This window comes from Cucumibacter marinus DSM 18995, assembly GCF_000429865.1.
Classification (GTDB): domain Bacteria; phylum Pseudomonadota; class Alphaproteobacteria; order Rhizobiales; family Devosiaceae; genus Cucumibacter; species Cucumibacter marinus.
In genome coordinates, this window is record NZ_KE386978.1 from 260,613 (window position 1) to 282,743 (window position 22,131).

At 62.6% G+C, this 22,131-nt stretch carries 25 protein-coding genes and 1 tRNA gene; 14 read left to right on the top strand and 12 right to left on the bottom strand.

Going from position 1 to position 22,131, the window contains the following annotated elements; translation table 11 throughout:
* Positions 1-77: 77 nt before the first annotated feature.
* The 8 genes from trpB to aroA form a co-directional block, all read right to left on the bottom strand.
* Positions 78-1,298, bottom strand: coding sequence for a tryptophan synthase subunit beta (trpB, locus tag G489_RS0114605; protein ID WP_029042152.1), 1,221 nt, complete (start codon positions 1,296-1,298; stop codon positions 78-80).
* On the bottom strand, positions 1,295-1,978 hold the full coding sequence (locus G489_RS0114610; protein ID WP_029042153.1) for a phosphoribosylanthranilate isomerase: 684 nt from the start codon (positions 1,976-1,978) through the stop codon (positions 1,295-1,297). The genes trpB and G489_RS0114610 overlap by 4 nt, the downstream gene beginning before the upstream one ends.
* A gap of 39 nt (positions 1,979-2,017) precedes the next feature.
* Positions 2,018-2,368 carry a LapA family protein gene (locus G489_RS20805; protein WP_051332681.1) on the bottom strand — a complete coding sequence of 117 codons (351 nt, stop codon included), beginning with the start codon at positions 2,366-2,368 and terminating at the stop codon, positions 2,018-2,020.
* A 29-nt stretch (positions 2,369-2,397) separates the two neighbouring features.
* A complete protein-coding gene (locus tag G489_RS0114620; protein ID WP_029042154.1) occupies positions 2,398-2,676 on the bottom strand; it encodes an integration host factor subunit beta in 279 nt (92 codons plus the stop codon).
* A gap of 50 nt (positions 2,677-2,726) precedes the next feature.
* Positions 2,727-3,713 (bottom strand): signal peptide peptidase SppA, encoded by a 987-nt coding sequence (gene sppA, locus G489_RS20810; RefSeq protein WP_162142441.1) that lies wholly within the window; start codon positions 3,711-3,713, stop codon positions 2,727-2,729.
* A 185-nt stretch (positions 3,714-3,898) separates the two neighbouring features.
* The gene (gene rpsA, locus G489_RS0114630; protein WP_029042155.1) at positions 3,899-5,605 is read right to left on the bottom strand and encodes a 30S ribosomal protein S1; all 1,707 of its coding nucleotides are present in this window, start codon (positions 5,603-5,605) and stop codon (positions 3,899-3,901) included.
* A 192-nt stretch (positions 5,606-5,797) separates the two neighbouring features.
* The gene (gene cmk, locus G489_RS0114635) at positions 5,798-6,442 is read right to left on the bottom strand and encodes a (d)CMP kinase (protein ID WP_029042156.1); all 645 of its coding nucleotides are present in this window, start codon (positions 6,440-6,442) and stop codon (positions 5,798-5,800) included.
* Positions 6,439-7,782: a 3-phosphoshikimate 1-carboxyvinyltransferase gene (gene aroA, locus G489_RS0114640; protein ID WP_029042157.1), complete on the bottom strand. Its 1,344-nt coding sequence runs from the start codon at positions 7,780-7,782 to the stop codon at positions 6,439-6,441. Before aroA ends, cmk begins: the two co-directional genes overlap by 4 nt.
* 189 nt (positions 7,783-7,971) lie before the next feature.
* Here aroA and G489_RS0114645 point away from each other — a divergent pair, with 189 nt between their 5' ends.
* The 3 genes from G489_RS0114645 (at position 7,972) to G489_RS0114655 (ending at position 9,521) form a co-directional block, all read left to right on the top strand.
* Positions 7,972-8,388, top strand: a complete 417-nt coding sequence (locus G489_RS0114645) for a TIGR02300 family protein (protein ID WP_029042158.1) — start codon at positions 7,972-7,974, stop codon at positions 8,386-8,388.
* A 175-nt stretch (positions 8,389-8,563) separates the two neighbouring features.
* Positions 8,564-8,639 (top strand) — tRNA-Ala (locus G489_RS0114650).
* A 150-nt stretch (positions 8,640-8,789) separates the two neighbouring features.
* Complete coding sequence (locus G489_RS0114655) at positions 8,790-9,521, top strand: Crp/Fnr family transcriptional regulator (protein WP_029042159.1); 732 nt, start codon at positions 8,790-8,792, stop codon at positions 9,519-9,521.
* Between the two features lie 25 nt (positions 9,522-9,546).
* On the opposite strand, the gene G489_RS20815 is transcribed toward G489_RS0114655, so the two are convergent.
* Positions 9,547-10,155: a hemerythrin domain-containing protein gene (locus tag G489_RS20815; protein WP_051332683.1), complete on the bottom strand. Its 609-nt coding sequence runs from the start codon at positions 10,153-10,155 to the stop codon at positions 9,547-9,549.
* Between the two features lie 124 nt (positions 10,156-10,279).
* Between G489_RS20815 and ccoN the strand changes: the two genes are divergently transcribed.
* From ccoN to ccoP, 4 genes are read left to right on the top strand one after another with little or no spacing between them, the layout of a single operon-like run.
* On the top strand, positions 10,280-11,887 hold the full coding sequence (gene ccoN, locus G489_RS0114665; protein WP_029042160.1) for a cytochrome-c oxidase, cbb3-type subunit I: 1,608 nt from the start codon (positions 10,280-10,282) through the stop codon (positions 11,885-11,887).
* Between the two features lie 12 nt (positions 11,888-11,899).
* Complete coding sequence (ccoO, locus tag G489_RS0114670) at positions 11,900-12,631, top strand: cytochrome-c oxidase, cbb3-type subunit II (protein ID WP_029042161.1); 732 nt, start codon at positions 11,900-11,902, stop codon at positions 12,629-12,631.
* Between the two features lie 11 nt (positions 12,632-12,642).
* Positions 12,643-12,792 (top strand): cbb3-type cytochrome oxidase subunit 3, encoded by a 150-nt coding sequence (locus tag G489_RS21995; RefSeq protein ID WP_051332684.1) that lies wholly within the window; start codon positions 12,643-12,645, stop codon positions 12,790-12,792.
* A 19-nt stretch (positions 12,793-12,811) separates the two neighbouring features.
* Positions 12,812-13,678 carry a cytochrome-c oxidase, cbb3-type subunit III gene (gene ccoP, locus G489_RS0114680; protein WP_029042162.1) on the top strand — a complete coding sequence of 289 codons (867 nt, stop codon included), beginning with the start codon at positions 12,812-12,814 and terminating at the stop codon, positions 13,676-13,678.
* A 57-nt stretch (positions 13,679-13,735) separates the two neighbouring features.
* On the opposite strand, the gene G489_RS20820 is transcribed toward ccoP, so the two are convergent.
* Positions 13,736-14,209 (bottom strand): MarR family winged helix-turn-helix transcriptional regulator, encoded by a 474-nt coding sequence (locus G489_RS20820; protein WP_162142442.1) that lies wholly within the window; start codon positions 14,207-14,209, stop codon positions 13,736-13,738.
* Positions 14,210-14,314: 105 nt separating this feature from the next.
* Between G489_RS20820 and G489_RS0114690 the strand changes: the two genes are divergently transcribed.
* The 6 genes from G489_RS0114690 (at position 14,315) to G489_RS0114715 (ending at position 20,074) form a co-directional block, all read left to right on the top strand.
* Positions 14,315-14,656: a hypothetical protein gene (locus G489_RS0114690; RefSeq protein ID WP_029042163.1), complete on the top strand. Its 342-nt coding sequence runs from the start codon at positions 14,315-14,317 to the stop codon at positions 14,654-14,656.
* Between the two features lie 443 nt (positions 14,657-15,099).
* The gene (gene ccoG / locus G489_RS20825; RefSeq protein WP_035872840.1) at positions 15,100-16,674 is read left to right on the top strand and encodes a cytochrome c oxidase accessory protein CcoG; all 1,575 of its coding nucleotides are present in this window, start codon (positions 15,100-15,102) and stop codon (positions 16,672-16,674) included.
* Positions 16,671-17,162, top strand: coding sequence for a FixH family protein (locus tag G489_RS20830; protein ID WP_051332685.1), 492 nt, complete (start codon positions 16,671-16,673; stop codon positions 17,160-17,162). Before ccoG ends, G489_RS20830 begins: the two co-directional genes overlap by 4 nt.
* A complete protein-coding gene (locus G489_RS0114705; RefSeq protein WP_029042164.1) occupies positions 17,163-19,460 on the top strand; it encodes a heavy metal translocating P-type ATPase in 2,298 nt (765 codons plus the stop codon).
* Positions 19,461-19,468: 8 nt separating this feature from the next.
* Positions 19,469-19,645, top strand: coding sequence for a cbb3-type cytochrome oxidase assembly protein CcoS (gene ccoS / locus G489_RS22320; RefSeq protein WP_081691602.1), 177 nt, complete (start codon positions 19,469-19,471; stop codon positions 19,643-19,645).
* A 3-nt stretch (positions 19,646-19,648) separates the two neighbouring features.
* Complete coding sequence (locus G489_RS0114715; RefSeq protein ID WP_029042165.1) at positions 19,649-20,074, top strand: hypothetical protein; 426 nt, start codon at positions 19,649-19,651, stop codon at positions 20,072-20,074.
* Here the strand turns inward: G489_RS0114715 and G489_RS20835 are convergent.
* The gene (locus G489_RS20835; RefSeq protein ID WP_051332686.1) at positions 20,048-20,299 is read right to left on the bottom strand and encodes a DUF2061 domain-containing protein; all 252 of its coding nucleotides are present in this window, start codon (positions 20,297-20,299) and stop codon (positions 20,048-20,050) included. The two genes, G489_RS0114715 and G489_RS20835, sit on opposite strands and share 27 nt — an antisense overlap.
* A 153-nt stretch (positions 20,300-20,452) precedes the next feature.
* Between G489_RS20835 and G489_RS0114725 the strand changes: the two genes are divergently transcribed.
* Positions 20,453-21,301 (top strand): helix-turn-helix domain-containing protein, encoded by an 849-nt coding sequence (locus G489_RS0114725; RefSeq protein WP_029042166.1) that lies wholly within the window; start codon positions 20,453-20,455, stop codon positions 21,299-21,301.
* Between the two features lie 11 nt (positions 21,302-21,312).
* Here G489_RS0114725 and G489_RS0114730 read toward each other — a convergent pair whose 3' ends face one another.
* Complete coding sequence (locus tag G489_RS0114730; RefSeq protein ID WP_029042167.1) at positions 21,313-22,038, bottom strand: SIMPL domain-containing protein; 726 nt, start codon at positions 22,036-22,038, stop codon at positions 21,313-21,315.
* Positions 22,039-22,131 lie beyond the last annotated feature (93 nt).

Consider the following 22,131-nt stretch of genomic DNA (forward strand, 5'->3'; position numbering starts at 1 on the left):
TCCCCGAAAACGGCCCGCAGCATGTAGGAGGCAGCCTTGCCGGCTGTCAACTCGCGGGCCGGCGCCTTGCGCCTTAGCTAAAGTTCCACACCCAGATGCTTGCCGACGGTGAAGACGTCCTTGTCGCCCCGGCCGCACAGATTCATGATGATGATCTGGTCCTTGTCCATTTGCGGCGCGCGCTTGATCACTTCCGCCAGCGCATGGGCCGGTTCGAGCGCGGGAATGATCCCCTCGAGCCGGGTCAGGGCCTGGAACGCATCGAGCGCCTCGGTATCTGTGATCGGCACATAATCGACGCGGCCGGTGTCACGGAGCCAGGAATGCTCCGGGCCGATGCCCGGATAATCGAGACCGGCGGAAATCGAGTGGCCTTCGAGAATCTGTCCATCCGCGTCCTGCAGGAGATAGGTGCGGTTGCCATGCAGTACGCCGGGCTTGCCGGCGCTCAGTGACGCGCAATGCTCATCGCCCTCAAGGCCCTTGCCGCCCGCCTCGACACCGACGATCTGAACCTCGGAATCGTCGAGGAACGGATGGAACAGGCCGATGGCGTTGGAGCCGCCGCCAACACAGGCAACGACCATGTCCGGCAGCCGGTCTTCCGCCTCAAGGATCTGTTCGCGCGCCTCGGTGCCGATGACCGACTGGAAGTCGCGCACCATTTCCGGATAGGGGTGCGGGCCGGCGGCGGTGCCGATCAGATAGTAGGTCGAATCGACATTGGTGACCCAGTCGCGCAGGGCCTCGTTCATCGCGTCCTTGAGCGTGCCGTGACCGGCTTCGACCGGTATGACCTCGGCGCCCAGCAGCTTCATGCGGAACACGTTGGGGGCCTGCCGCTCGATATCGGTGGCGCCCATATAGACCACGCAAGGCAGGCCGAACCGCGCGCAGACCGTGGCCGTCGCCACCCCGTGCTGACCGGCACCGGTCTCGGCGATGATGCGGGTCTTGCCCATGCGCCTGGCCAGCAGGATCTGCCCCAGGCAGTTGTTGATCTTGTGCGAACCGGTGTGGTTGAGCTCGTCTCGCTTGAAATAAACCTTGGCGCCGCCCAGCTCCTCGGTCAGCCGCTCTGCGAAATAGAGCGGCGACGGCCGGCCGGTATAATGCTTGCCGAGATATTCGAGCTCCTCGATGAAGGCCGGGTCAGCCTTGGCATCCTTATAGGCGGCCTCGAGTTCGAGGATCAGCGGCATCAGGGTTTCGGCGACGAAACGGCCGCCGAACAGGCCAAAACGGCCACGCTCGTCGGGCCCGTTGCGCAGGCTGTTGGTTCCCAGTTCACGGTTCATAACGCTTCCGCCTTCCTCGCATCGGTCGGTTCAAGGGCCGCTTCGGCGCTGCGGACGGCAGCCATGAAGGCCCTCATCAATTCGTGGTCCTTGATCCCTTTTTCGCGCTCGAGCGCGGAGGAGAGATCGAGGCCGAAGGGTCTGACCATCTCGATCGCCTCGCCCACATTGGTGAGGCTCAAGCCTCCTGCAAGCATGAAGTCGAGATCGGGGTCAACGTTTTCCAGCAGCCCCCAGTCGAAAACATTGCCATGGCCGCCCGGCCGGTCAGCACCCTTGGGCGGCTTGGCATCGAGCAGCAGCCGGTCTGCGACCGTCGCATAATCGGGCATCGGCTCGAGGTCGGCAGCTTCGCCCACCTTGATGGCCTTCATCACCTTGAGCCCGGATTGGTCGCGGATTTCGGTAACACGCGCGGGCGTTTCGTCGCCATGCAATTGCAGCCAGTCGGGGCGCAGGGCGGCGACTTCGGCGACCAAGGCATCATCCGGGTTCACCAGCAGCACGCAGCTCTCAGCCCTGTCGCGGGTGGCTTCGACCAGCGCGCCGATATCGGCAAGCGGCAGCGCGCGCGGGCTTTTCGGAAATTGCATGAAGCCGACCATATCGACACCGAGCGCGACGGCAAGATCGAGATCGGCCGGGGTCTTCAACCCGCAATATTTGATCGTCAGGGCCATCATGCCCTCGCTGGGAAGTTCAGGAACGGAAGGGGTTGTTTACTCTTCCTGCTCGCTTTCGAGCAAGCCGAGAGTGTCGTTCTGACGCTGGTCGCGCCTCATGCTTTCGGCTTTTTCCCGCCAGCTCTCGGCTTCGCGGCGATAGCTGCGCTCGGCCTTTCTGTGCCGGCCCTGTCCGAACCAGTCGCCAATCCCGCCCAATAGGACGCCGACAACCAGGGTCGCATAGACCAGAAGAAACAGCGGCATCTCGAACGGCGCGATCAGGGGAGCATCGGGCGCAATAGGATCGAGCCCCACCGCCACGGTGTGGCGATTGGCCAGTGCGAACACAACCAGAATGATGCCAAGCGGCACCAGGACCAGCCAGCCCACAACGCGTTTCCACATATCAAACCCCTGCCTGCCTGGCGCGAGCGCTATTTGTTGAGGCGCTCGCGGATCTCCTTGCCGGCCTTGAACTGGGGCACGTGCTTTTCCGCCACGGCGACCTGTTCGCCGGTTCGGGGGTTCCGCCCCATACGGGCGGGACGGTTTTTCACCGAGAAAGCACCGAAACCGCGCAATTCGACACGGTCTCCACGCGCCAGCGCGCCTGTGATTTCATCGAGGATCGCATTGACGATATTTTCAACGTCCCGTTGAAACAGATGCGGGTTTTCCTCGGCGAGTTTCTGGATGAGTTCGGACTTAATCATACCGGCCTCCCTAATCTGACGCTAACTCTCTGAGAGATCGCGCAGATTGGCTAACGTGAAGGGTGCCAAACCGATTGCAGGCCGTCAAGCGCGGTATAGTCCTCGCCCCTTACCCCCAACCATTGCGCAACCCCAGCGAGCGCCTGAATGCGGAAGGCCTCAAGCGGACCAGGGGGCAGTGGATAATGTGTGAGTACCGGCAGACCCTGCGGCACCTGGCGCTCTTCGGCCAGCCAGTCGAGAGCCTCGATCTCGCCACCAATGGCGTCAATCAACTTTTCCTGAACCGCCATCTGGCCGGTCATGACACGCCCGTCGGCCAGCGCCAGAACGGCATCGCGGTCGAGCCCGCGGCGCTCTGCGACAAGATCCACAAACCAGTCATAGCCATCATCGACCACCGCCTGCAGGCTGCGGCGGACGGCAGGGCTCATCGGTTCGTCGGGTTCGGGTTCGGCCTTGAGCGGGCCGGTCGCCACCTTGTCGAGATCGATGCCGATGGTGTCGAGCAAACGCGAGGCGTCAACATGACGGAACAGGACGCCGATCGACCCCACCACCGCCAGGCGGCGGGTGAAGCTGCGGTCGGCAGCAATCGCAGTCATATAGGCCGCCGACGCCCCGGTCTGGTTGATCACGGCAACGACCGGTTTGGTTTCGGCCACCGCGCGCAGGCCCTCATAGAGCTCCTCGCCGCCGGCGGTCGCCCCGCCGCCACTATCGATATCGACGATCACGGCCTTGACCTGATCCATCTGCGCGAGCGCGCGAATGCTTTCGCGGCGCGCCCGGTCGGGCATGATGGTGCCGGTCACCGAAATGCGCGCGATATGGTCGCGGTCGATCGGATCGCCAAAGGTGCCCAGCGCACGTCCCGCGAAGGCGAGAATGGCGATGGCGATGGCGATACCGGCAACGACACGCCAGCGCCGGCGCGACGCGCGCAGGTCGCGCCGCATCATGATCTCGTCGAGGGTGCGCGTCTCGGGCGCTGAACCGGATGGTGTGGCCCCACCTGTTGGTTGCGTGTCGCTCATATTGCCTTCCATCGCCGCTTCGCCATTCCCTTAGCGGGAATTGGCGGGAGGCGAAACCGCAAAGCGGGGAGACGCGACGCCGCACATCCCCTCGGGCAAACGAAAAGGGCGGCCCGAAGGCCGCCCTTGTTTTTTGGTCGTGAGGCCTGAACGGCCTACTTGTTTTGTCGTGAAGCCTTGGCGGCTTACTTGTCGTCTTCGTCGTCGCGGCCCTTGAGCGCAGCGCCGAGGATGTCCCCGAGCGATGCACCGGAATCGGACGAGCCGTACTGTGCGACCGCTTCCTTCTCCTCGGCGATTTCCAGCGCCTTGATGGAGAGGGTGATGCGGCGGGTCTTCTTGTCGAACTGGACGACGCGGGCGTCGACCTTTTCGCCGGCAGCGAAGCGTTCGGGACGCTGATCGCCACGGTCACGGCTGAGATCCGAGCGCTTGATGAACGCAGTCATCTCGGTGTCGCCGACCTGGACCTCGATACCGCCGTCCTTGACCGCGGTCACGGTGCAGGTGATGACGGCGCCCTTGCGGATGCCCGAAGAGGCTTCCTCGAAGGCTTCCGAGCCAAGCTGCTTGATGCCGAGCGAAATACGCTCCTTGTCGACATCGATGTCGAGCACCACAGCCTTGACGACGTCGCCACGGTTGTAGTCCTCAAGCGCTTCTTCGCCCTGACGGTTCCAGTCGAGATCGGAAAGGTGGACCATGCCGTCCACATCGCCGTCGAGACCGATGAACAGACCGAACTCGGTCTTGTTCTTGACCTCGCCCTCGACTTCGGTGCCGATCGGGTGGCTGGCCGCGAACGCATCCCAGGGATTGTCGAGGCACTGCTTGAGACCGAGCGAGATGCGGCGCTTTTCCGGATCGACCTCGAGCACCATCACTTCCACTTCCTGAGAGGTGGAGACGATCTTGCCCGGATGGACGTTCTTCTTGGTCCAGCTCATTTCGGAAACGTGGATCAGGCCTTCGATGCCCGGCTCCAGTTCCACGAATGCACCATAATCGGTGATGTTGGTCACCCGGCCAGTGAACTTGGCGCCCACCGGATACTTGGCTTCGATGCCTTCCCACGGGTCGGCCTGAAGCTGCTTCATGCCCAGGGAGATACGGTGGCTCTCCTGGTTGACGCGGATGATCTGCACCTTGATGGTCTCGCCGATCGAGAGAACCTCGGTCGGGTGATTGACGCGGCGCCAGGCGATGTCGGTGACGTGCAGAAGCCCGTCAATACCGCCAAGGTCAACGAACGCACCGTAATCGGTGATGTTCTTGACCACACCTTCGACGACCTGACCCTCTTCGAGCTGCTGGACGATTTCCGAACGCTGCTCGGCACGGCTCTCTTCGAGAACGGCACGGCGCGAGACGACGATGTTGCCGCGGCGCTTGTCCATCTTCAGGATCTGGAAGGGCTGCGGCACGTTCATCAGCGGGGTGATGTCGCGGATCGGCCGGATATCGACCTGGGAACGCGGCAGGAAGGCAATCGCGCCGTCGAGATCGACGGTGAAGCCACCCTTGACCTGGTTGAAGATCTGGCCTTCGACCTTTTCGTTCTTTTCGTAAAGGGCCTCGAGACGGACCCAGCTTTCTTCGCGGCGGGCCTTCTCGCGGCTCAGTACCGCTTCGCCCATCGCGTTTTCAACGCGGTCGACATAAACTTCGACATCGGAACCGACATCGAGAGTGCCGTCACGGCCAGCGGCGCCGAATTCCTTCAGCGGCACGCGGCCTTCGGTCTTGAGACCAACGTCGATCACCGCAAGATCCTTTTCGATCGCGACGATCTTGCCTTTGACAACGGTGCCTTCAAGCGGCTCGTTGTCCTGGAAACTTTCCATGAGCAGGGCTTCGAAATCTTCCTTCAAAGCCTGTTGCGTTTCAGCCATGTGAACTCCTGGTTCGCGCCTTGGTTCGAGTGTTGGAAACGCCCACAAACGGGAAATGCCCAAATACCGGTCACCCGGCATTCGGCGCGAGGGGCATTACAGCCCGCCTGTCAGCGATAGATCCCGCGCCGTGCCAACCATTCTGGCCGATCGTGTGCGCATCGCGGCAAGGTTTGGATTTGACGGTCCCGGTCAGTCCCGGGTGTCGGCCTTGCGCGCTCCGGCATCCTCAACAATCGCGAGGGCCGCGCGGAACGCGGCTTCTATATCCAAATCCGTCGTATCGAGCAAGTGCGCATCGTCAGCGGGTTTCATCGGCGCATCGGCGCGGCCGGCGTCACGTTCGTCGCGGCGGCGGAGATCGGCAATCATATCGTCAAGCTCGGTGATCTCTCCGGTGCCGCCCAGTTGAGCCAGCCGGCGGCGGGCGCGTGTCTCCACATCGGCGGTGACGAACAGTTTCACATCCGCCTCGGGACAGATCACCGTACCGATGTCGCGCCCGTCGAGCACGGCGCCGCCGGGTTGATGGGCAAATTCGCGCTGCAGGTGCAAAAGTGCCTGACGCACGGCGGGCATGGCCGCAACCTGGGAAGCAGCCTGTCCGATCCCTGCGGCGGACAGCGCATGCGGTTCGATGCTGTCGACATCGAGATGGCGGGCCAGCTCGACCGCGCGGCGGGTCGAATCCGGGGCGTCTTCGTAAAGCAGCCAGGCCCGACCGACCGCTCGATAAAGAAGCCCGGTATCGAGATGGGGCAGCCCCAGATGACGGGCGAGCCTGGATGCGATGGTGCCCTTGCCCGAGGCAGCGGGACCGTCGACCGCGACAATCATGCGCCGGTGCCTGTGTCGAAGCGGGCGCCCATCGTCTCGAACAAGTCAACAAAGCCGGGGAAACTGGTATCCATCACGCGGCGATTGTCGATCGAGACGGGCTGTTTCGCAACCAGGCCCAGGATCAGGAAACTCATGCCAATGCGGTGATCGAGGCTGGTGGGCACCATGCCGCCGCCGGGCACCGGTCCGCCCCGGACCGTCAGTGTGTCCGGCCCTTCGGTGCAATCGACGCCATTGAGCTTGAGCCCGCGCGCGGTCGCGGTCAGCCTGTCGCTTTCCTTGACCCGCAACTCCTCGAGCCCGAGCATGACCGTTTCGCCTTGCGCGCAGGCGGCGGCAATGGCCAGAATCGGGTATTCGTCGATCATCGAAGGGGCGCGGTCGGCGGGCACGGTGACGCCTTTGAGGGCGCTCGATTTCACCCGCAGGTCGGCAATGGTCTCGCCGCCGGACACCCGTTGGTTGGAAAGTGTGATATCGCCGCCCATCTCGATCAGCGTGTCGATCAGCCCGATCCGCGTGGGGTTCATCATGACGTTTTCGATGGTGATGTCGGAGCCTGGTACGATGAGCGCAGCCACGAGCGGGAATGCCGCCGAGCTCGGGTCGGCAGGCACCGTCACCCTCTGCCCCGTGAGTTTGGGCAGGCCCTCCAGTGCAATGCGGCGCGAGCCGTCCGGCTGGTCGATGATCTCGAGCTGGGCGCCGAAGCCGGTCAGCATGTTTTCGGTGTGGTCGCGGGTGCGGACCGGCTCGATCACCACCGTGGTGCCGGGAATGGTGAGACCGGCCAGCAGCACGCAGCTTTTGACCTGGGCCGAGGCCATGGGCAGGGCGTATTCGATGGGTACAGGGGTTTTCGGACCACGCAGCGCCAGGGGCAGCTTGTCGTCCTCTCCTTCGATGACCTCGGTCCCCATCAGCCTGAGCGGATCGAGCACCCGGCCCATCGGGCGGGAGCGCAGGCTGGCATCACCATCGAAGCGGGTGGTGAAGTCATGGGTGCCGACGAGCCCCATGCACAGGCGCACGCCCGTGCCGGCATTGCCAAAGTCGAGCACCTCTTCCGGCTGTCGGAAAGCGCCGAGCCCGGTGCCGGTGACGTGGTAGCGGCCGTCGATCTTCTCGACGCTGGCGCCGAGCTGCCGCATCGCCGCCGCGGAAGCGAGGACATCCTCGCCCTCGAGCAGTCCCTCAATGATGGTTTCGCCTTCAGCGATTGCGCCCAGCATCAGCGAGCGATGGGAAATCGACTTGTCGCCGGGGACGCGCACATTCCCGGTCAATGGCCCCGAACTCGCTGATGCGAGGGGTTCCAAGGTGGTGTGGGCGGACATGGTTTGAATTGCCTGATAGAGCCACGGGAAGCGGTCCCTGCCTTAGCATGCAGGTGCCAAAATGCAAAGTCGGGCCGGATCGCCTGCCTTTACCGCATTTTTGGGTTTGACAGAGACAAATCGAATCCGTAACCCAACCCACCACATTCAATCGCGCGACGCGCTCAACAACTGGCTGAGGAAGCAACATTGGCCAAGACCGACCGTGGAACCAAGCGCCACTGCCTGAACTGCGGGTCCAAATTCTACGATCTCAATCGGGACCCGATCGTGTGCCCTGTCTGCGGGACGCCGTTTGAGGTTGCGACCGCCAAGGCCAGCCCGGCCAAGGCGCGCAAGGAAGAAGTCGTAGAAAAAGAGACCGTCGAGGAAGAAGAACCCGTCACCACCACGACCGGGCCGGAAGTGATATCGCTCGATGAAGCCGGTGCCGGTGACGATGGCGACGACGACGATGATGACGACACCGACAACATCCCGGATGTGGATGATGTCGACGATGTCGATGATCTCGGCGACGATGACGACGACACCTTCCTTGAAGACGATGATGAAGACGACGGCATCGGCATCGACGTGCCCGTCGACAAGGACGACGAAACCTGATCGCAGGGGCCGGCAGCCGCCTCCTGGCGGGTGCGACCGCCGGTCACATTTTTAGGCTTGCGTCCGAGGCCGGACCTCATTAGGTTCCGGCGCGCTGGCACCGGGGTTGCCCGGTCCGGCACACTGGGCAGGGGCGATCCCCTGCTGATACCCGATCCGGAAACCGGATCATGATGGGGCCATAGCTCAGCTGGGAGAGCGCCTGCATGGCATGCAGGAGGTCAGCGGTTCGATCCCGCTTGGCTCCACCAAACTACTTCTTCGCAGCATCATGAATTTCTGGCGCGGCTCTGCGGTCGACCCGGCTTTTGCTTGCCGATTCTGGTTTTGGTTAAATACCCAGAACGCGTACGCGGCAATTTACGCCTCGATTTCCTGAGACCGTTTGTTATGGTCCACCCATGAGCGAGAGACGCAAAGACATCCACAATTCGGACATTCCTGTGGTCTGCCGAAGCTGCGAGGCCCGGCACAACGGGATTTGCGGCGCGCTCGATCCGGGGGAACTCAGCCAGCTCGCCAAGCATACCCGCATGGCCCGGCATTCCTCGGGCAGCGAACTTGTGGGCGACGAAGAAGAGGTCACCTCCTATGCGAGCGTGATGAAGGGCGTCGTCAAGCTCACCAAGGTGCTCAAGGATGGCCGCCAGCAGGTTGTCGGGCTGCAGTTCGCGCCGGATTTCCTGGGCCGGATCTTCGGGCATGAAAGCCATGTGAACGCCGAGGCGGCGTCGGATGTGGATCTATGTCACGTGCCCAAATCGGCACTCGAATCGATGATGAAGGAAAACCCGGCGCTCGAGCACAGGCTGATGCAGCAGGTGTTACGCGAGCTCGACGAGGCCCGCGACTGGATGGTGACGCTGGGGCGCAAGACCGCGGCTGAAAAGGTTTCCAGCTTTCTTTACCTGATCGCCACGCATATGGACCCGGCCATCGACGCGCAGGGGCGGAAAAGTGCGACATTCGACCTGCCATTGTCGCGGGCCGATATTGCCGATTTTCTCGGCCTGACCATCGAGACCGTCTCGCGCCAGATGACCAAATTGCGGTCTGATAATGTGATCGAGGTCACCAATAACCGCCATGTCGTGGTGCCGGATCTCGAGCGGCTCGAGCTGCGCTGCGGCTGAACCGCAGGCGCAGTCAGTTCTCGCCCTATTCGATGGCCCAGCGTTCGCGCCAATCACCGCCGGTGGCGTTGTGATTGTCGTTTGACTGTACCAGCGCCGGCCACAGCACATCTCGTTCCATGGCGATGTGGCGGCGCAGACCTTCGAAGAACCCCCTGAGCACATATCCAAGCGCGTCGGGCGAGAGGTTCGCTTCGCCTTCTCCGAGCTCGAACAAGGCCAGCTGCACTTCTTCGGCCAGGTACTGGTCGGAGCAATGATCGAGCTTGAGGTGTTCGATCATGCGATGGATGACCGGATCGCGGGCACCGCGCTCCAGCTCGGGAAACACGACCTCTTCCTCCAGAGCGTGCCAACGCTGCATGAGGGTTCCAAGCGCCCGCGCGGTGCGAACGCAGCGTTGCCGATCGACACTATCGGGCAGGGAATCGGCGATCTCCTCCAGCGCCGTGCACAATGCGTCCTGTTCCGCATGTGCCTGCGCTAGTCGATCCAACATCTCGATTTTCGACTCACCGGTCATGCCCTTTTGGTCCTGGCTGCTATTCTCATACTGATTCGTGGCCCCGCTTGCGGCATTGAGACCGGGTGTTCGGATCACCGCCGCCAGGGTTGCGAGTTCGAAGTTGAACATGGCCGGACCGGTGCGACCTTGATCTGGGTCAAAGCACCCGGAGGCAGTCCGGCTTAGGAAGACATGCAATTGAGGCGAGGCGGACCGATTCACGCGAACCGGGCCGCCCCATTGGGGATTAGCCATGAAAAATCTGTCCGAGACCGTCTTTTTGGCGCTCGCGGCCTTCTTGGCCTTGTTGGGAGCCGCATTCGCGCAGGACGATCTGTTCCGCGCGCATGCCTGGATCCTGTTCTTCGTTCTGGCCGGTGCCACCGTCTATGTGATGCGCAATGTGCGCTTCGCCGTGACGGCGCCGGCTGCCGCGCCAACCGAATACATGGACGGTCCGATCAAGCTCGGCTCGATCCTGACCATGTTCTGGGGGATTGTGGGCTTTCTGGTCGGGGTGGTGATCGCCGCGCAGCTGGCGCTGCCCGCTCTCAACTTCGAACCGTGGTTCAATTTCGGCCGCATGCGCCCGCTGCACACCTCCGCGGTGATCTTCGCCTTCGGGGGCACGGCGCTTCTCACCACCAGTTTTTATGTCGTGCAGCGCACCACGCGCGCACGCCTGTTCGGCGGCAATCTCGCCTGGTTCGTCCTGTGGGGCTATCAGCTGTTCATTCTGCTGGCCGCCACCGGCTATCTGCTGGGCGTGACCCAGTCGCGCGAATATGCCGAGCCTGAATGGTATGTGGATCTGTGGCTGACCATCGTCTGGGTCGCCTATCTGGTCCTCTATCTGGGCACGCTGATCAAGCGCAAGGAGCCGCACATCTATGTGGCGAACTGGTTCTACCTCGCCTTCATCGTCACCGTGGCGATGTTGCATGTGGTCAACAACCTTTCGCTTCCGGTATCCTTTTTGGGTGCCAAGAGCTACTCGGCGTTCTCCGGGGTCCAGGATGCGCTGACCCAATGGTGGTACGGGCATAATGCGGTCGGGTTCTTCCTCACCGCCGGCTTCCTTGGGATGATGTATTACTACATGCCCAAACAGGCCAACCGCCCGGTCTACTCCTACCGGCTGTCGATCATCCACTTCTGGGCGCTGATCTTTCTTTACATCTGGGCCGGTCCGCATCACTTGCACTATACCGCCCTGCCCGACTGGGCGCAGACCCTTGGCATGGTGTTCTCGGTGATGTTGTGGATGCCGTCCTGGGGCGGGATGATCAATGGCCTCATGACGCTGCAAGGTGCCTGGGACAAGATCCGCACCGACCCGATCATCCGCATGATGGTCATCGCGGTCGCCTTCTACGGCATGTCGACCTTCGAAGGACCGATGATGTCGATCAAGTTCGTGAACGGTCTTTCGCACTATACCGACTGGACCATCGGCCATGTGCACTCGGGTGCGCTGGGCTGGAACGGCATGATCACCTTCGGTGCGCTCTACTTCATGGTGCCGAAGCTGTGGGGCAACCAGCTCTACTCCATGCGCATGGTCAACTGGCACTTCTGGCTCGCCACCCTCGGTATCGTCGTCTATGCGGCGGTGATGTGGGTCGCCGGGATCACCCAGGGCCTGATGTGGCGCGAATATGATGACCAGGGCTTTTTGGTCTACTCCTTCGCGGAAACCGTCGCGGCGCTGAAGCCCTATTATGTGCTGCGCACGTTCGGGGGGCTGCTCTATCTCTCGGGCGCTCTTCTGATGGCCTACAACCTCTACATGACCATCCGCGGCAAGGTTCGGAACGAAAAGCCGATCGCCGGCGCCGTCGTTGCCCAACCCGCCGATTAGGAGTGCGCGTCAATGTCATTGCTTGACCAACACAAGAAACTCGAACGCAGCGCCACCCTGTTGCTGGTGGGGTCCCTGGTCGTCGTCTCGATCGGCGGGATCGTGGAAATTGCGCCGCTGTTCTATCTCGACAACACCATCGAAGAGGTGGAGGGCATGCGGCCCTACACCCCTCTCGAGCTGGCCGGCCGCAACGTCTACATCCGGGAGGGATGCTATGTGTGCCACTCCCAGATGATCCGGCCGTTCCGCGACGAGGTGGAGCGCTACGGGCATTATTCGCTCGCCGCTGAATCGATGTACGACCACCCCTTCCAATGGGGGTCGAAACGCACCGGACCGGATCTGGCACGGGTGGGCGACCGTTACTCGAATGAGTGGCATGTCGAGCACCTGGTCGATCCGCGGGCATTGGTGCCTGAATCGATCATGCCGTCCTACGGGTTCCTGCTGAATGCCGAGCTCGACTATGAGCAGATGGCGCAGCACCTCAAGACCCAGTCGATGGTCGGCGTGCCTTATTCCGAGGCCATGATCGAGAACGCGGTGTCCGACCTCGTGGCGCAGACCGATCCGTTCGGCGACCCGTCCGGGCTCACCGAGCGCTATGGCGAGGTCCGCATCGAGGATTTCGACGGCAATCCCGACGAGATCACCGAGATGGACGCACTGGTCGCCTATCTGCAGATGCTCGGCACGCTGGTGGATTTCTCCGCCTATGACGCGCCGGCCAATTACCGCTAAGGGAGGGGCAAATGAGCTACGACACTTTTCGTCACTTCGCCGACAGCTGGGGACTCATCTATCTGTTCGTGCTGTTCGTGGGCGTGATCGTGTTCCTGTTGCGGCCAGGTGCCCGACAGAAGGCGGACGACGCGGCCCAGATCCCCTTCCGTGAAGACTGAGCCGTTTGAGGGCAAGATAATGAGCAAAAAAGAAATCGACGAACTCAGCGGCACCCAGACTACCGGACACGAATGGGACGGTATCAAGGAACTCGATACGCCGATGCCGCGCTGGTGGCTGTGGACCTTTTACGGCACCATTGTGTGGGCGATCGGCTACTGCATCGCCTACCCGGCCATCCCGCTTGTGAATTCGGCCACATCGGGGCTGCTTGGCTATTCGAGCCGCGCCAATCTGGAGGCCTCGCTCGACGATGCGCAGGCCGCGCAGGTGAGCTTCATCAACGAGATCAACACCTCGGAGCCGAGCAAGATCATCGCTGATGAAGAACTGGCACGCTTTGCACGGGCGGGCGGGCGCTCGACCTTCAAGGTCTATTGCTCGCAGTGCCACGGCTCGGGGGCCGCAGGCTCGGAAGGCTATGCCAACCTCAATGACGATGAATGGATCTGGGGCGGCACGGTCGAAGAGATCTATACCACAATCGCGCATGGCGTGCGGTATGCCGGCGACGATGCAACCCGGTTCAACGAGATGCCCGCCTATGGCGACGGTATCCTGACCAATGAGCAGATCGGGCTGATGGCCGACTATGTCTTAAAGCTCTCGGAAACCGGCACACAGCCCGTGGAGATGGCAGAAGCACACACCATCTTCGCGGAGAATTGTGCGGCCTGCCACGGCGCCAGCGGTGCCGGCGAACCTCAGCTCGGTGGTCCGGCGCTCAACAATGGCATCTGGCTCTATGGCGGCGACCGGGACACCATCGTGGCGCAGATCAGCGCGCCCCGGCACGGGGTCATGCCCGCCTGGGAAGGCCGGCTGTCCGATGCGACCATCAAGCAGCTCGCGGTTTATGTGCACGGGCTGGGCGGCGGCCAGTAAGGCACCGCCTCACCCACGAAATCAAAGGGGCCGCCCGGATGGGCGGCCTTTTTCAGTTCACGTGTTGAGTTCGGCAAGCGCCGCCAACAGAGCCTTGAAGGCATCCTCCCCGAGGCGCTGGCGGTATTCCGCCTCGATCCTGACCTTCACCCGGTTGCGCTCGGCGAAATCGCGTGCACCGAGTTCGGTCAATTCAATGCGCCTGGCGCGCTTGTCTGTCGGGTCCGGCACCCGGCGCACAACGTCAAGCACCTCGAGCTGATCGACGAGTTGCTGCACGGCCTGCTTGCTCATCCCCATGCGTTCGGTCAATGCGCGCTGTGAAAGCCCGTCAGGGCCGAGATGGGCGAGGACCTCGCCCGCGGCGCTCTGGTGCCAGGGATAACCACGCGCCGCCATCTCCGCTGCCATACGCGAGCGCCAACGGCGCGCCGCCCGCCACAGGGCGATGCCGACATGATCAATGACCGCCAGATCCGATCCTTTTTCCTCGGCTCGATCCATTTCCCCTGCGTCAGTTTCGTTAGTCAAGTTTCTTGACTTTCCTTGCATTCCGCCATTTAGTCAATGCGCTTGACTATCAGGCCGGCGCGCGGGGCGCCACGCGCCGGCAGATTCACACCACAAGGAATTCTCATGAATATCGCTGCGAACGCTACCCCTCTCACACCTCAGACCATTTCGGTCATTCTCACCGGCAACACCGTTTATGCGCGCCGGACCGACGGCGCAGAGGCTCCAATCCACTATGGCGCCGATGGCATCGCCCATATGCGCCATTTCGAGCATGGGTTGATTTCGGGACCCTGGTCGGTGACCGAGGATGGCTACAAGGTCGAGTGGAACAAGGGTGTCGGGATCATGGAATGGCATCTGACCCATCGGCCGGGCGAAATCGCCTATCGCACCGATGCCGGTGAATTGCGCGCTATCGTCACGCGAATCATTGCCGGGGATACTGAAGCGCTGGCTGGCTGAGACACTTCTGGGCTCGTGCCAGTTGGCCGCCTTCCGCCGGACACCGAAATTCCGCCCGGCGCTCAAAAATTTCTCCCGATCTTGACATGGATCAACCCGGCCAACGGTGTTTCGTGGCACTCAGGATCAGCAGCACCGGGCAGGCGGGTCCCCCTGATCAGCTAATCCGGAGCGGGACAAGGCGCGGCGGATGCGGCGTCCAGGCCGCGCGCTTGCAGGGTCCGGTCCGTTTTTTCCCGTTTACGGTCCGGGCCCACAATCAGGGCTGTCCGTGTTGCGATGGGGGTCGGCGCGGACAGCCTTTTTGTTTTCTGTCTCGATTGCCACTAGACTCGAATTCGCGCTGCTTCGCCGGTCGGTCTTGACCCAGATCAAGGCCGAGAGGGACGCTGAGGCGCTAGAGATGGAGCACCGCCGCCCAAACCGCCAAAAAGGCACCGGATATGCTCGACACCCCCTCCAAGAAGTCCGCCGGTATCGAAGATTTCGATGTCGATGCCGTCAACAAGGCCGGCACGCGCCAGCCTCTCTATACCGCTCGCAAAAAGATCTTCCCCAAGCGGGCCAGCGGCAGCTTCCGCCGATTCAAGTGGCTGGTGATGCTGCTCACGCTGACGGTTTATTACGTCACGCCCTGGCTGCGGTGGGACCGCGGCGACTTCGCGCCCGATCAGGCCGTGCTGGTCGATCTGGCCAACCGGCGTTTCTATTTCTTCTTCATCGAGATCTGGCCGCAGGAATTCTATTATGTCGCCGGCATGCTGGTGATGGCCGGGGTGGGCCTTTTCCTCATTACCTCGACCGTCGGGCGCGCCTGGTGCGGCTATACCTGCCCCCAGACCGTGTGGGTCGATCTGTTCCTGGTGGTGGAGCGCTTTTTTGAAGGCGACCGCAATGCGCGGATCAAGCTCGACAAGCAGAAGATGAACCCCAACAAACTCGCCCGGCGGCTGGCCAAGCATTCGGTCTGGCTGTTGATCGGGGTGGCGACCGGCGGGGCGTGGATATTCTATTTTGCCGATGCGCCAACCCTTCTGGGCGATCTGGTGCGGTTCGATGCGCCCTTTATCGCCTATGGCACCATCGCGATCCTGACAGCGACGACCTATACTTTCGGCGGGCTCATGCGCGAACAGGTGTGTACCTATATGTGCCCCTGGCCGCGCATCCAGGCGGCGATGCTCGACGAGCATTCGCTCACCGTCACCTATAATGACTGGCGCGGCGAACCGCGGTCCAAGCATGCCAAGAAGGCCGCCGCCGAAGGCAAATCGGTCGGGGATTGCGTCGATTGCAATGCCTGTGTCGCGGTGTGCCCGATGGGGATCGATATCCGCGACGGACAACAGCTCGAATGCATCACCTGCGCCTTGTGTATCGATGCTTGCGACGATGTGATGGACCGGCTCGGCAAGGAGCGCGGTCTGATCTCCTATGCGACGCTGAACGACTACAACATCAATATGCGCCTTGCCATGGACGAAGGAGATCGCATCGATCCCAACCGTGTGCTCAAGGAAGGCGGCGGCTTCATCGACAAGGTGAAGCTGACCAACTGGCGGTCGATCATCCGGCCGCGCACCATTGCCTATTTCATGGTCTGGGCGGCGATCGGTCTTGGCATGCTCACGGTGCTGTCGTTGCGCGCGCGGCTCGATGTCAATGTGCTGCACGACCGCAATCCGCTTTATGTGGCGCTGACTGACGGCACCTATCGCAATGGCTATGACGTCAAGATTCTCAACATGACGCCCGAACACCGCGAGGTGACGATCACCCTTGAAGGGCTGCCGGGCGGTGAGATGTGGCTTGCGGGCCAGGCCAATGAGCCGCAGCAGGCGATCACCATGACGCTGGAACCCGACAAGGTGCTGCCGGTGCGGCTCTATGTTGCGGCCGACCCGGCCTTGCTGGACGGTCCCCACACCAGCTACACCATACATGTCGACGATGCGACGCGCGGCGAAACCGCGTCGGCCCGACTGAAGTTCGAAGCACCCGAGGAGGCATTCCAATGAGTGCCGGGACACGCAAACCGATGCAGTTCACCGGCTGGCACATGCTGGGCGTGATGGTGCTGTTCTTCGGAACGATTGTCGGGGTCAATCTGTTCATGGCGACCTCGGCCTTCCGAACCTGGACCGGACTTGTGGTGCAGAATTCCTATGTGGCGAGCCAGGGCTTCAACGAGCGGCTGGCGGCCCAGCGCGAGATCGAGGCGCTGGGCTGGACGCCGGACCTCACCTATGACGGAGAGACCCTGCGGTTCACCCTGACTGCTGGGACTGGCCTTCCGCTCGACATCGCCGGCCTGACTGCCGACATTCATCGCCCGGTCGGCGTCCGCGGCGAACAGATCGTTACCCTCAAGACCGATGGACGCGGTGGCTATGTGGTGCCGGTTGAGCTGGCCGACGGTGTTTGGAACGTCCAGCTGCGCGGTGAAGTGCCCGGTTATCCCGAATATGAGCATTATGCCCGCCTTACGGTTGGCGGAGGCGCGTAAATGACCTGCTGCGCGCCGGGAGCCGAAAGCGCGGCGGAAGCGCTTGGCGATGGGCCGGAGAATGACGACGCGGCGCTGATGAGTGCTTCGAGCCGGCTTTCCGAAGGGCGTTACCAGCTCGAGCTCGCCGTGCCCGACATGCATTGCGCGGCCTGTATCCGAACGGTCGAGACCGGGCTCAAATCCTTGCCCATGGTGGAGACAGCGCGGGTCAACCTCTCGACCAAGCGCGTGCGGGTGATCTTCGACCCGGCGAAGGGCGAACCCAGCCGGCTCACCTCAGCGATATCGAAAAGCGGATACGCGCCGCTGCTGCTCGATCCGGGCATGGCAGGCGGCGGTGACAAGACCCTCAAGACGCTTACCCGTTCACTGGCGGTTGCGGGCTTCGCAGCCGGCAATATCATGCTGTTCTCGGTTTCGATCTGGTCGGGCGCCGATGCGGTCACCCGCGACATGTTCCACTGGATTTCGGCGCTGATCGCGGTGCCGGCAGTCGCCTATGCCGGACAGCCCTTCTTCCGCTCGGCGCTCCGGGCGCTACGTGGAGGCCATCTCAACATGGATGTGCCGATTGCCCTGGCCGTGTTGCTGGCGCTGGGCATGAGCATCGTCGAGACCATTGCCGGTTCGCCCCATGCCTATTTCGATGCCTCGGTGACCTTGCTGTTCTTTCTGTTGATCGGACGGACGCTCGATCACCTGATGCGTGAGAAGGCGCGCAGCGCCGTGACCAATCTGGCCCGCCGGGCTCCCCGCGCGGCCATGCTGATCCGCGATGACGGGCAGCATGAGAAGATCGAACTCAAGGAAGTCGTGCCGGGGATGCGGCTGTTGGTGGCCGCGGGCGAGCGCGTGCCGGTCGATGGCCGCGTCGTCTCAGGCCGCAGCCAGATCGACATGGCGCTGGTCTCGGGCGAATCGGTGCCCGAAGCCGCCGGCGAAGGCACCGTGTTGCTCGCCGGTGCCACCAATCTCGACGCGCCGCTGATCATCGAGGCCGAACGGCCCGCCAGCGAGAGTTTCCACGCTCGGATGATGGCGCTGATGGAAGCCGCCGAAGGCAGCCGGGCCGGTTATCGCCGCATTGCCGACCGCGCCGCGGCCATCTATGCCCCTGCAGTTCACCTTCTGGCCCTGGGCACATTTGTCGGCTGGGGCCTGTTCTCGGGCAATTGGCACACCGCAACGATCAATGCGATTGCGGTGCTGATCGTCACCTGCCCCTGCGCGCTGGCGCTGGCCGTGCCGATCGTTCATATCGTTGCCGCCGGGCGGCTGTTTGCGCATGGCATTCTGATGCGTGACGGCGCGGCGCTCGAACGTATGGCGGAAACCGATCTCGTGTTTATCGACAAGACCGGCACGCTGACCGAGGGCCGGCCGGTGCTGACCAGCCAGTCGCTTGGCGGGGTTACGGAACTGCGGCTCGCTGGCGCGCTGGCCGCTCAATCCCGGCATCCCTATTCGCGGGCGATCGCCCAGGCTGCAGGCCCGGTGCCGGCGCTTGAAGGCGAGGTTCGCGAAGTGCCGGGAAAAGGCATCGAGGCTCACACGCCCGAGGGCATTCTGCGGCTTGGCGGCGCGCATTTTTGCGGTGCTGCGATCATGGAAGAGAGCAACAGCGCGTCCGGCGAGAGCACTGTCTATCTCAGCCGGGATGGGGCGCTGATCGCGGCCTTCTCGCTGGCTGACGAACCGCGGCCCGATGCCCGCCCTGCCATGGCGGCGCTTGAGGCGGCCGGCGTGCCTGTCCGCCTTATCTCCGGCGATCGGCCGGGGCCGGTTGCGGCGCTGGCACATCGCGTGGGAATTTCGGACTTCACCGCCGGCATGACCCCGGCAGACAAGCTGGCGCTCATCGAACAGGCCAAGGCCGAAGGCAAGCATCCCCTCATGATCGGTGACGGGATCAATGATGCGCCTTCCCTCGCGGCCGCCCATGCCTCCATGGCGCCGTCCTCGGCGGCCGATATCGGTCGCAATGCAGCGGATTTCGTGTTCACGCGTTCGGGCCTGTCGGCCATTCCCTTCGCCCGCGATCTCGCGCGCCGTTCCGCACGCACGGTAAAGCAGAATTTCGGGCTGGCTGTCGCCTATAATTGCGTGGCGGTGCCACTGGCGATTTCGGGCCAGGTCACCCCGCTGATCGCGGCACTCGCCATGAGTTCGTCCTCAATGCTGGTTACGCTGAACGCCATGCGGCTGAGGCTCGGCAGCGGACCCGCCAATACGCCGGATACAGCCGAAGAGACCCAACCCGCCGAAGCCGGGGTTCGCACCCCGGTGGCGGCCTGAGGGGTCATATGAGCGGGTTGCTGTTTCTCATACCCATTGCGCTATTGCTTGGTGCGCTTGGCCTTGGCGCCTTTTTATGGAGCCTCAAGAGCGGGCAGTTCGAGGACCTTGAAGGTGCGGCCCACCGCATTCTTGACGAAGAAGCGGACGATCATCCCGAACCGGACCGGGAAGAGGAACGCTAGGCCTTGGGTGGTGATATCGCGATATATCTCGTTCTCGGCGTCATGGTGGTGGCGCTCTATTTCGTCTCCGGGGCCAGCAAGCGGCTTGTGGGGCGGGCGGACAGTGCCGGCCATTCGGCCCTTTCCGGAATGCCGGGCTTCAAGCCCGAAGCAGGACATGTGTCGGGTGACGTGGGGCTGGCAATCAATCGCGAGACCGGGCAAATGGCCATCTGGCGCCGCGAAAGCGGCCCGCGCATGGTTGCCCTGTCCGAGGTTGCGGGATTTCAGGTCGGCACCGATCCGCTGACGGCCAAAACGTGGAAACTCACCCTGATCTCGTCACAGAGCGGGGAAGCCTTTTTCCAGATCGACCTGCCTTCGGCCGACGAGGCCATGCAGTGGGATGCCGCGCTCGAGCAATTACTCGGTGCGACCCACCGGCGATAGATTCTGGGTCCCCGCCTGGCCGGTTCCCCGCCGTCCCCAGGGAATGAGCGCCCATATCCGCTCATGGACGATGAAGAACACGAAGCCCGTGGCCGCGGCGCTCAGCGCAAAGCCACCCGCCATGGCAATGTCTCCCGACAGCAGGAACGCCAACCCGGTCATGGTGACCAGACCCATGGCCTGCCAGGTGAATGCCTTGACGATCGAACGCAGCGGGGAGTCCATAACCTAACCTGTTGTACCTCTTTGATTTCCGACGCCCATCAGATGCGCCCGACGGCTCGGTTTTGACAAGGTGAGCTTGGTGACGGTATGAAGCGCTTGGACAATTTTTTCGGCAAATGGTGATGTTTCTCACCAGTTGTTTGAGGTTTCACCATGGACAAGCGCGAACGGGCCGAGCTCTTTCGAATCCGGCTCAAAGAGGCGATGGCGCGACGCGAACTCAACCAGTCGGGCCTTGCCCGTGCTTCCGGGCTTGACCGGTCGACCCTGTCCCAACTCCTCGTTGCCGACGAACCGCGACTGCCCTCAGGCCAGGCGCTCGGTGAAATCGCGTCGGCATTGCAGGTGTCGGCAGACTGGCTTTTGGGCCTGACCAGCCATCGGGGCGTGGCGAGCGAGATTCTCGAACAGGCCATGCAGGTGACCGAGGCCGCCCGGCACCCGGTCGATCAGCAGGTCTTCACCTGGATGGCAGAAGCCGCTGGCTCAAAGGTGCGGCACGTGCCCGCGGGACTGCCGGATATCTTCAAGCAGGATGCGGTGTTCGATTTCGAATATGCGGAGCCCGTGCGCCGCACTCCGGCACAGGCGATCACCGATGCGCGCGACCAGCTCGATCTGATCAGGCGGCCCGATTACGACCTCGAGATCTGCCTGTCGCGGCAGACCATCCAAGGATTTGCCCGGGCCGAAGGGCGTTGGCAGGGCCTGCCCCTCGAGGCCCGAATCAGCCAGCTGGAGGGCATGGCCGAGCGCGTCGACAGCTTCTACCCCGCTGTGCGGTTCTTTGCCTTTGATGCGGGCACTCATTTCTCGGTGCCGTTCTCCGTCTATGGCCAGAAACGGGTGGCGATCTATATCGGCCAGCGCTATCTCGCTTTCACCGCCACACGCTATGTGCGCGAGATGTCACGTCATTTCGACGATCTCGTTCGTTCGGCCACCATCCATGCCCATGAAATGGCGGATTGGCTGGCGGCCGAAGCGAAAGCGATTCGTTGAACACCCGCAGATCAGTCGATCAGCTCGTAGCGGATGGTGGTGACCACCCGGACGTTCTTCTCGATCTGCGTGTTGGAGCGCGCATTGGGGATTTCGACAGCATCCGAGATCTGGAACACGCCCTGATTGGCATCGAGAATGCCGCCGACTTCAGCCTCGGATTCGGTGGCGAACTGCTGGGCCGCCTCACGGGCGCGCTGGGTGGCCTCGGTCAGCATTTCGCCCTTGAGGTCGTTGATGCCGGTAAACACGAAGCTCGGTCCGGCATTGTAGCTGTCCGATGAGAAGACCACGCCGGCGCGGATGAGATCGCCCACGGCGCGCGCCGCATCGGCGAGCTTTTCGACTTCCTCGGAGGTGATCAGCAGATCCTCGGTCAGCACGAAACGCACGGCGTCGGGGGTGTTGCCGCCATTATAGCCGGCGAAGCGGTCTTCGACGGCGATGTTCTGCACCGAGATGTCTCCCTCGGCGAAACCCTGATCGCCTGCGAACTGACGAACCGCGCTTTCGGCGGTCTCAAGCGTCGCGCGGGCATCGGCAAGGGTCGGACCGCTGGCGACGAACCGAATCGGCCAGAAGCCGATATCGGCGGTGACAATGCGCTCGGACAGCCCCTTGACCGTCACGGCGCGCTGGGGTTCACGAGACTTGACGAAGCCTTCGGCGACGAACCAGCCCGACAAGGCCAGCCCGACAGCGATAACGAGAGCCGAAATCAGATAGACGATACGCATGGATAAGGTCCCCTCGACCGGTAGCCCCCCGGTCGAACCCTACTCCACGCCTCAAATATGGTGCGATTGCGGCATCGGAAAAGACAGACGGCG